This window comes from Sphaerospermopsis kisseleviana CS-549 (assembly GCF_028329225.1).
Classification (GTDB): Bacteria; Cyanobacteriota; Cyanobacteriia; order Cyanobacteriales; family Nostocaceae; genus Sphaerospermopsis; species Sphaerospermopsis kisseleviana.
This window is the reverse complement of the sequence record NZ_JAQMTI010000236.1, coordinates 1-9,474: the sequence shown is the minus strand read 5'-3', so window position 1 is coordinate 9,474 and position 9,474 is coordinate 1. Positions and strand designations below refer to the sequence as shown.

The 9,474-nt window shown below is 37.8% G+C and carries 4 protein-coding genes and 3 pseudogenes; 2 read left to right on the top strand and 5 right to left on the bottom strand.

Annotated features, from left to right (window positions below):
* Window positions 1–158 precede the first annotated feature (158 nt).
* A pseudogene (locus tag PN497_RS18210) lies at window positions 159–653 on the top strand (Uma2 family endonuclease); the annotation flags it as partial.
* A 91-nt stretch (window positions 654–744) separates the two neighbouring features.
* Here PN497_RS18210 and PN497_RS18205 read toward each other — a convergent pair.
* From PN497_RS18205 to PN497_RS18190, 4 genes and pseudogenes are all read right to left on the bottom strand, one after another.
* Window positions 745–1,236, bottom strand: a pseudogene (locus tag PN497_RS18205) (RidA family protein); the annotation flags it as partial.
* A gap of 81 nt (window positions 1,237–1,317) precedes the next feature.
* A complete protein-coding gene (locus PN497_RS18200) occupies window positions 1,318–2,163 on the bottom strand; it encodes an SWIM zinc finger family protein (protein ID WP_272110748.1) in 846 nt (281 codons plus the stop codon).
* Window positions 2,164–2,307: 144 nt separating this feature from the next.
* Window positions 2,308–3,221 (bottom strand): annotated as a pseudogene (locus PN497_RS18195) (Rpn family recombination-promoting nuclease/putative transposase).
* 150 nt (window positions 3,222–3,371) lie between these two features.
* The gene (locus PN497_RS18190) at window positions 3,372–6,617 is read right to left on the bottom strand and encodes a DEAD/DEAH box helicase (RefSeq protein ID WP_096566317.1); all 3,246 of its coding nucleotides are present in this window, start codon (window positions 6,615–6,617) and stop codon (window positions 3,372–3,374) included.
* A 399-nt stretch (window positions 6,618–7,016) separates the two neighbouring features.
* On the opposite strand from PN497_RS18190, the gene PN497_RS18185 reads away from it, so the two are divergent.
* A complete protein-coding gene (locus PN497_RS18185) occupies window positions 7,017–9,173 on the top strand; it encodes a polyribonucleotide nucleotidyltransferase (protein ID WP_096566315.1) in 2,157 nt (718 codons plus the stop codon).
* A 98-nt stretch (window positions 9,174–9,271) separates the two neighbouring features.
* On the opposite strand, the gene PN497_RS18180 is transcribed toward PN497_RS18185, so the two are convergent.
* On the bottom strand, window positions 9,272–9,474 hold a 203-nt coding region (locus tag PN497_RS18180; RefSeq protein WP_272110747.1), incomplete at its 5' end, for a hypothetical protein.

Genomic DNA, 9,474 nt, shown 5'->3' with positions numbered 1-9,474 from the left:
TCCTAGAGTTGAAGGGGGAGCTTATCTCCTCATCTCACTTCTTTTGCTCCCATGTCAAGTCAAATTTTTCTCTGCTCGCTGCTGCTTATCTTGTTTCTTTTGTCAAGTTCATTTTATACCAAATTAGATGAGCTTACCCTGTTCGCACAACTAAGCAAGAAGTCTTTCGTAGTTATACCCCCCAACTACAGGGAGACATTCCGGTTATTGTCATGGAATTTATTTCTGATACCGATGGAACAGAATATTCTAGTAAACCAACTTATCCGCCTGGAAAATGGTTTTTTTATGAAAGAATTTTAAAAGTTCCTAACTACATTATTTTTGAACCAGATAGAGGAGACTTAGAAGTTTATCGCTTAGATAAAAATAGTGAACAATACCAAATAGAAACACCTGATCAAAACCAACGTTACTGGATAGAAGAAATCAAACTTTATCTCGGTATTTGGGAAGGTACAAGAGAAAATCTCACCACTAAATGGTTAAGATTTTGGGATGAACAAGGAAATTTGTTATTGTGGAGTTCCGAATTAGTAGAACAAAAACGACAGGAGATAGAAGTAGAAAAACAACGTGCTGAACAAGAAAAACAGCGTGTTGAAAGACTAGCAGCACAACTACGTGCAGCAGGTATCGAACCAGAAAACTAAAAGTAGGGTAGCCAACACCCAGCAAATTATAAAATAAAACTCTTGTGGTGCGGGCATCTTGCCCGCTAATAGTATACTTGAGAAAAATCTGTTAACTAATCACAGCAATACATTCAATTTCTACCAACACATCTTTAGGTAAACGGGAAACCTCCACACAAGCACGCGCAGGGGCGGTATCTTCAGAAAAATACTTTGCATAAACCGCATTTACAGCAGCAAAATCTTTCATATCAGCTAAAAATACACCAGTTTTTACTACATCATTAAAAGTAGCACCAGCTTCTGTGAGGATAGCTTCAATATTTCTCATCACCTGTTCCGTTTGTTTGGTGACATCATCAGTATAAACCACATCACCCAAACGGGGATCAATAGCTATTTGGCCAGCGACAAACAGCATTTTCCCTGAAGCTACAATAGCCTGGTTATATGGTCCAACGGGTGCGGGTGCTTTATCGGTACGGATAACTTCACGAGTCATAATTTTAATCTCTTTTATCTCTTTTGGTAAAGGTGCATCTGGTTTACCGAAGTCTAAATCAACATCTGTTGTATAAACTTCTTCATCTGGCATTATCGCATTTCCTCTTAAAATGGAAGGTTTTTAACCTTGAATGAAATAATTATCAATTATCAATTATCAATTATCAATTGTCAATTGTCAATTGTTCATGGCTGCTAAAAAAGCCTTTTGACTCACATCTTTATAAACCGATTGTAAATAATTCATTGTCACATCACCCGCAGAAGAAGTCACTAAATTTTCCTCATCTTTAGCTAGGGGAATTTTACCCAAAACGTCTAACACTGTCTCACCCACACTAGGAGAAATGACCACTAAAGACGATTCTAATGGCTCATTATATTGCCAAAAATTATCTGATTTTAATGACAATTGATGTTCAGAAATTGGTTTTTGAATTTCTGCTTTTTCCTGTTTGCTAGTCGTTCCCTCAGACTGATCTAAAAGTTTACTGCTGCGTAAATTTCGTAAATCACTAATAATTTTTTCTCTGGTGCGTCCTCGTAATTGAAATAAAACAAAAGGATCTTCACTAAAGCGATCGCCTAATTGATAATACACTGCCCCAATATGTTTACAAGGTACTGCTTTATCAGGACAGGAACATTTACTATGAACATCACCCAAGGTAAAAGGAAATAATGAAAGTCCGTTACTTGTAAAGACATCTTCAATATTTTGTGGCATTTCTCCCGCTAATAACTTAGCAGCAAAAATTGACTTTTGGGACATGGTTTCAATCACATAACCCCATTCTTCATCACTAAAAGCATCTAGGAACAAAGAAACTTTATAAGGTTCTACTTCACTACCTTGAACCCGTGCTAAAACCTTCGCACCTTTAAATTCAATACTCAAAACATTGCCTTGTCGAGAATAATTTCTCGCCCTTTCTAACCGCTTTTTAAAGCGATAGGAATCCAATAAATCTAGCCATCTTTGTGACCACCATTCTCTGCTTGCTTGTAAATTTTCTTGACTCATAATTAAACTCATAATTAAAAAGTTGGGATCAGAGTATATGTTAGATTTAGGACTTACGTAAGATTGGACTAAAAGCCGGATTCTGACGTAGGGGTAATTCATGAATTACCCATACTTTCGTTCTGTTTTGCGTAAGTCCTGAGATTAAAGATTATCTAACCACTGTTGCAAATCTGCTACTGTATCTAAATCAAATATTGCCTCTCCCAGAGATTCCAGGATTTCTATGTTTAAACTTCTAATTTTTGTTGCTAACTCTAAATCAATTTCTCCAAATTTTCTATTAATTTGACGGAAAATTAAATTTTTTTCTCTTTCAATACCTCTTTCAATTCCTTCTTCCATCCAACTGGTAACAATTTGCATAACTTCCTCCTTTTCCTCTGTTATTAATGTACCTAGTTCTGTTTGAAATTTCTCTTTTTCTATTTTATTTAATCTCAAGTATGTGTCAATGAAACCTGATATCAATTGCATTTTTGCAGGGTTTAATTTTAAGGTTACTAACAACCTTAAACATTCTGCTTTAACTTTTGGCCTGTCCTCTGGTGCTATGTTCATTTTTGACATCAAAGCTGATGCAACTGGATTTGGACTGGTTAAAAAATCCCGCCAGTTGAGTTGATTCAGTTGCACTACTTGATAATTAAATTTTAACACTTGAAAATCAGGAAAGTTGATTTGATAGTTATTTATGGCTACGGTTTTCGGTGAGTCATAGGAAAATATCACTATCGGATATATTGGTAAGTCCAATTTTTCATCTAATCTGGCAAAATAACGAAACATCTTTGATTAAATTTTGGTCTTGCACCTGATTCGGCTTCAATATGAATCACAAAATAAGAAGGTTGACCTAAAAATTTAACTTTCGCTATCAGGTCTGTTTCATATTTATCTCCTGCGGTAACATCAGTAAATATTTCTTTGTCTAAGAATGTAATTGATTTCGTGTCTATATATTCGAGAACTTGAGGAAAGAATAATTCTATAAATTCCACGAAAAAGGTTGATATTAGTTCTTTAAACAAGCGGTCATGGTCTATATTTTCTGTCATATTTTCTTTAAACTTCCTCGTCAGTATTCAGACTTTTTAATTTTAGGAATGTCATCTACATCTGTTTCTTTTTATTCTTTGTCCTTCAATCTTCCAGGTACATAACTGATTCCTGTACGGGCAACCACGGGGGGTTTGTCCCTACAACTCCTATTCCTCATCTTCATCGATTATCGCATTTCTGTCCAATAATAATAAATCACGTAATTGATCTGTATCAAGTTCTGTTAACCATTCTTCACCAGCACCAACCACCTGTTCTGCTAATTGTTTCTTACTTTCAATCATCTCATTAATTTTCTCTTCTAAAGTTCCAGTACACACAAATTTATGAACCTGTACATTCTTAGTTTGTCCAATTCTAAAAACTCGGTCTGTAGCTTGATTTTCCACCGCAGGATTCCACCATCTATCAAAATGAAATACATGATTTGCCCTGGTTAAATTTAAACCCACACCACCAGCTTTTAAAGACAAAATCATAATTGGTGGTCCTTGGGGATCATGTTGAAAACGATCAATCATTTCTTCCCGTTGTTTTTTACTGGTGCTACCATATAAAAAGAAAATTTCCCTGCCTAAACGTTTTTCTAAATAGGGTTTTAATAATTTACCCCATTCGGCAAACTGAGTAAAAATTAAAGCCCGGTTTTCTTCTGCCACAACTTCTTCTAACATTTCTTCTAGACGTTGTAATTTTGCAGAATGATGTTTTGCTAAATTTGACTCTTTTAAAAATTGTGCTGGATGATTACAAATTTGTTTGAGTTTCACCAACAAACCTAAAATCATACCCCGACGTTGTAAACCTGCTGCTGATTCAATTGCCATCAAAGATTCGTCTATCAACTGTTGATATAATTCCCCTTGTTCAGCAGTTAAACCACAAAATACAGTCATTTCTTGTTTTTCTGGCAAGTCTTGAATAATTGATTTATCAGTTTTCAAACGTCGTAAAATAAAAGGTTGTACTAAAGACCGCAATTGTCCTAAAGAAGCAGTATCACCATACTTTTCAATAGGCATGGCAAAACGTCTTTGGAAAAATTGTTTATTACCCAAATAACCAGGATTGAGAAAATCTAAAATAGACCATAATTCCTGCAATCTATTTTCTACAGGTGTTCCGGTTAAAGCAATTCTAAATGTAGTGTCCAATTTTCGCACAGCTTGAGATTGTTTAGAATCAGCATTTTTGATATTTTGGGCTTCATCTAAAACAACTATTTGCCAATTCATGGTTTTTAATAAATTAATATCTCGCTGTACCAATGAATAGCTAGTAATTACTAAATCGTATTTATTTACTATTGCCGTAAAACTTTTACCTTTGGGGCGTTTATCACCATGATATTCTAAAACTTTCAATTTAGGGGCAAATTTTTTAACTTCTTTTGCCCAATTTCCTAAAACCGAAGTGGGACATACTAAAAGCGTCGGGTTTTCTAATGCGTCTTTTTCTTGGAGATGCAGGAGAAAAACAATAAATTGTACCGATTTTCCTAGTCCCATATCATCCGCTAAACAAGCACCTAAACCCCATCTTTCTAAAAATGCTAACCAAGCTGCACCCCGTTCTTGATAAGGTCGTAATTTACCTTGAAAATTGTCAGGTGTTGGTAAAGGTTGAATATCTTGATTATTAGTTAAAGTCCCTACTAATTCTTGCAATGCACCAGCAGCGTCAAAACTCACAACAGGCAATTTTTCAATCACTTGAGTATCACCGGTACTAATTCTTAAAGCATCTTCTAAAGATAAATATAATTGTTCTTTACGAGATGCAAAAAAGTTTTGGGCAGTTTTAATATCTTGGTTTCTTAGTTCTACCCATTCACCGTTAATTTCTACTAAAGGACTATTTAAAGCTACCAGTTTATCAAACTCAGCTTTAGAAATTGTCTGTCCACCAATTGCTAATTGCCATTGAAAGTTTAACAAACTTTGTAACCCCAAACGTCCTGATTTTTGCTTGGGTGGTTCAGCATTAATTTTCAAACCTAAACGATTAGCCCAACCTTCACGATTTGCTAAACTTGGTGGTAAAATTACCCCTAAGCCGCTATCTTCTAATCTCCAAGTTACAGTTTTAATAAATTCATAAGCTTGCATAGGAGTGAGGTGACAAAATTCAGGAGATTCTGTTTCTAAACTAGGCGCAATCACGGGATATAATCGAGAAGCTAAACCCAAACCCCGCAAAAATGTTTCCTGTGGTTGTTCAATTTGACGATGTTGATAAACTAATGTTTTTACTGGATGACTCCAAATAGTTTTAGCATCTATTAAAAATTCTGAATCATCCGCTGCTTGGAGAAAATAAGCTAACTTCCAATCTGTTGTTTCTGCTGCTGGGGGATGGAGTTGAAAACAAGTTCTAAATGCAGCTTTTCCTGTTAATTGATATTGTAAAGGTAAAGTCCATGCTTTCAGGGCTGATTCTAATCTTTCTACTCCCATTGCATCAGCATTAATTTGATTTAATCCTTGATTTGATGCACTCGTTAAGGACTGTAACCACTGCTGTACCGCAGATGGTAAGGACATCATTAATTTATTATCAATGAGAGATTGAGAACCAACCATTTCTCGAATTTGGGCATCTATGATATTATTGAGAAATGCCAAAATTAATCCTTGCGGTTCTCCAGGTAAATCAACTATTAATTTACTGCTAAAATCTTCTCTATCTGGTTGATAAGTACGACAAACTAACGGCATTTTCGCCGCAAATTTTTCTAAACGAGTAGCATCTATAGCACTATCTAAAAGTACCTGCCATTTACCAACTAGAGAATTATCTGGATTTTCTATAATATTCGGTAAAAACTTACAACGGGCAATTAAATCTAAACTCCATCGCGCCATTTGTAACCAAAAACGCAAATCTCCACCTAAAAAAGCATCTTTATTATCTGTTGAACTCAATGGTAAAGCAGTGAGAAATTTAATGGCGGCGCTAGGGTGGAGACAAAAACCTTCAATTCTCCAAGGTTGTAAGTATTTTGGTGAATTACTATCAATCTCTAAACTAGCAGAATTTATGGGATAAATAGCAGATTCTGTTTCTATAAAATTAGTTGGTAAAGCAATAATTTGTGAGTATGTTGGTAAAGTCTTTTCTGTTTTATGTGCTGTTTTACGTCCTTTGATTGGAGTAACAGCAGATGGAGATGTTGCAATATCTTGAATATAATTAGAAATTTCTAAATTATTGACTGCTAACCATTCCCTCAACTCAGTTGGAGTCATTGCCAAAGGATTAAGTGGGATTTCATCGGCGGTAATAGATTCCAGATTAATCTGGGAACTTCGCCAAGTTTCTCCCCAAATAAATAAACAATTATCAGTATAATTTTGCCCTTTATTTAACCAAATACCGTGTAAAATTGCCATATTTCTCAGATGCTAATTGTTTTCAGGAAATAATAGGGAATAGGAAACAGGGAACACTTCGACAAGCTCAGTGCATCGCAGGGAACAGGGAACAGACTTGAAGTATTGTATTGTATGATTTTTTGTGTAAATTTTATATCTCATGCAAGTGCATACTGCTATGTAAAAAAAATTATATTTGAGAATTTATATCGGACTATTCAACAATTCAATGTAACTCCTTAACTCCTATTTTTTCTTACTGTCACCTGTCACCAGTCCCCAGTCCCCAGTCCCCAGTCACCTGCCCCTTGAATCTAGTCTATGAAACTAATATATCTAAAAGAAGCCGTCCATATAGCATAAATGTTAGGATTGCCACAGAGAGAGAATAGCGTGCATAGAAGGAAAAAAAACTGAATGGCAGAATTTGAGAAGTCAATATCCTTTGATGGACGGGATATTCGACTGAAGGTAGGACTGTTAGCCCCCCAAGCGGGTGGGTCGGTGTTGATAGAATCGGGGGATACTGCTGTTTTAGTGACAGCTACAAGGTCAGAAGCCAGAGAAGGCGTTGATTTTCTTCCCCTGACGGTAGATTATGAAGAAAGACTGTATGCAGCAGGAAGAATCCCTGGTGGTATCATGCGCCGTGAAGGTCGTCCACCTGAAAAAGCGATTTTAACTAGCCGTCTGATTGACCGTCCTTTGCGTCCTTTGTTTCCTTCATGGTTACGGGATGATTTGCAAATTATTGCTTTCACCCTGTCAATGGATGAACAAGTACCGCCAGATGTGTTAGCTGTAACTGGCGCTTCTATCGCTACTCTTATTGCCCAAATTCCTTTTAATGGACCAATGGCAGCAGTGCGGGTAGGTTTAGTAGGTGATGATTTCATTATTAACCCCACCTATGCGGAAATTGAAGCGGGTGATTTGGATTTAGTAGTTGCTGGTTCACCTGATGGTGTGATCATGGTGGAAGCCGGAGCAAATCAGTTACCAGAGCGAGATATCATCGAGGCCATTGATTTTGGTTACGAAGCAGTGCGGGATTTAATCCAAGCACAGCTAGATTTAGTTGAAGAACTGGGTTTAAAACTCGTCCAAGAAGAGCCACCGGAAGTAGATCAAACATTAGAAAACTATATCCGCGATCGCGCCAGTGCAGAAATTAAAAAAATCTTGGCTCAATTTGAGTTAACCAAAAACGAGCGTGATACAGCTTTAGATGCAGTTAAGGATGAAATCAAAGCGGAAATAGAAGCCTTACCCGAAGAAGATCCCATTCGTGTAGCTGCTACAGCCGATAGCAAAGCCCTTGGTAATACCTTTAAGGATATCACCAAATATTTTATGCGCCGTCAAATCATTGAAGATAACGTGCGCGTTGATGGTCGTAAATTAGATGAAGTCCGTCCTATATCTTGCCAAGTCGGAGTTTTACCCCGTCGTGTACATGGCAGTGGGTTATTTAACCGGGGACTCACTCAAGTATTATCTGCTTGTACCCTGGGTACACCAGGAGATGCTCAAAATCTCAATGATGATCTGCAAATAGATCAATCTAAACGCTATCTGCATCATTACAATTTCCCACCCTTCTCCGTCGGTGAAACCAAACCCATGCGTGCGCCAGGAAGACGAGAAATAGGTCATGGTGCTTTAGCCGAAAGAGCGATTTTACCCGTACTACCGCCCAAAGAACAATTCCCCTACGTCATCCGCGTAGTATCAGAAGTGCTTTCTTCCAACGGTTCTACCTCAATGGGTTCTGTCTGTGGTTCTACTCTCGCCCTTATGGATGCGGGTGTACCCATTATCAAACCTGTCACCGGTGCAGCAATGGGCTTGATTAAAGAAGGCGACGAAGTGCGCGTTCTCACCGATATTCAAGGCATTGAAGACTTCTTAGGGGACATGGACTTCAAAGTTGCGGGTACTGATACAGGCATCACCGCCTTACAAATGGATATGAAAATATCCGGTTTGTCCTTGGACGTGATTAAACAAGCTGTTGAGCAAGCTAAAGCAGCCCGGTTACATATTTTGGAGAAAATGCTCCAGACCATCGACACACCACGCACCGAAACCTCACCCTTTGCCCCACGTCTATTGACGATCAAGATTGATCCAGAAATGATTGGTCTGGTCATTGGACCCGGTGGTAAAACCATCAAAGGAATTACCGAAGAAACTGGTGCAAAAATCGACATTGAAGATAATGGTACAGTCACCATTTCCGCAGTCGATGAAGGCAGAGCAAAGAGAGCAAAGAGCATCATTCAAGGCATGACTCGTAAACTCAATGAAGGGGATGTTTACATAGGTCGTGTGACACGGATTATACCTATTGGTGCATTTGTGGAATTTTTGCCCGGAAAAGAAGGCATGATTCACATTTCTCAACTTGCTGACTATCGTGTTGGTAAAGTGGAAGATGAAGTAGCCGTTGGTGATGAAGTGATTGTCAAAGTGCGCGAAATTGACAATAAAGGTAGAATTAACCTGACACGCTTGGGTATACACCCTGATCAAGCAGCTGCTGCGCGAGAAGCTGCGGCTACAAATCGTTAACAACGATTAAGGATTTTAGATTTTGGATTAGAGATCAATCGCAAATCTAAAATCCGCGATGCCTTATTTCAGCGGGCATCGCTGTATGATTTTTTAAATTATTTTTGAATAGATATCATGTCTGTTGGCGCTGGTGACTGGTGACTGGTGATTGGTGACTGGTGACTGGTGACTGGTGACTGGTGATTGGGAATAATATTAACCATTACCCAATTCCCAATTCCCAATTCCCCATTACCCAATTCCCCATTCCCAATTCCCCATTCCCAATTCCCCATTCCCAATTCCCCATTCCCAATTC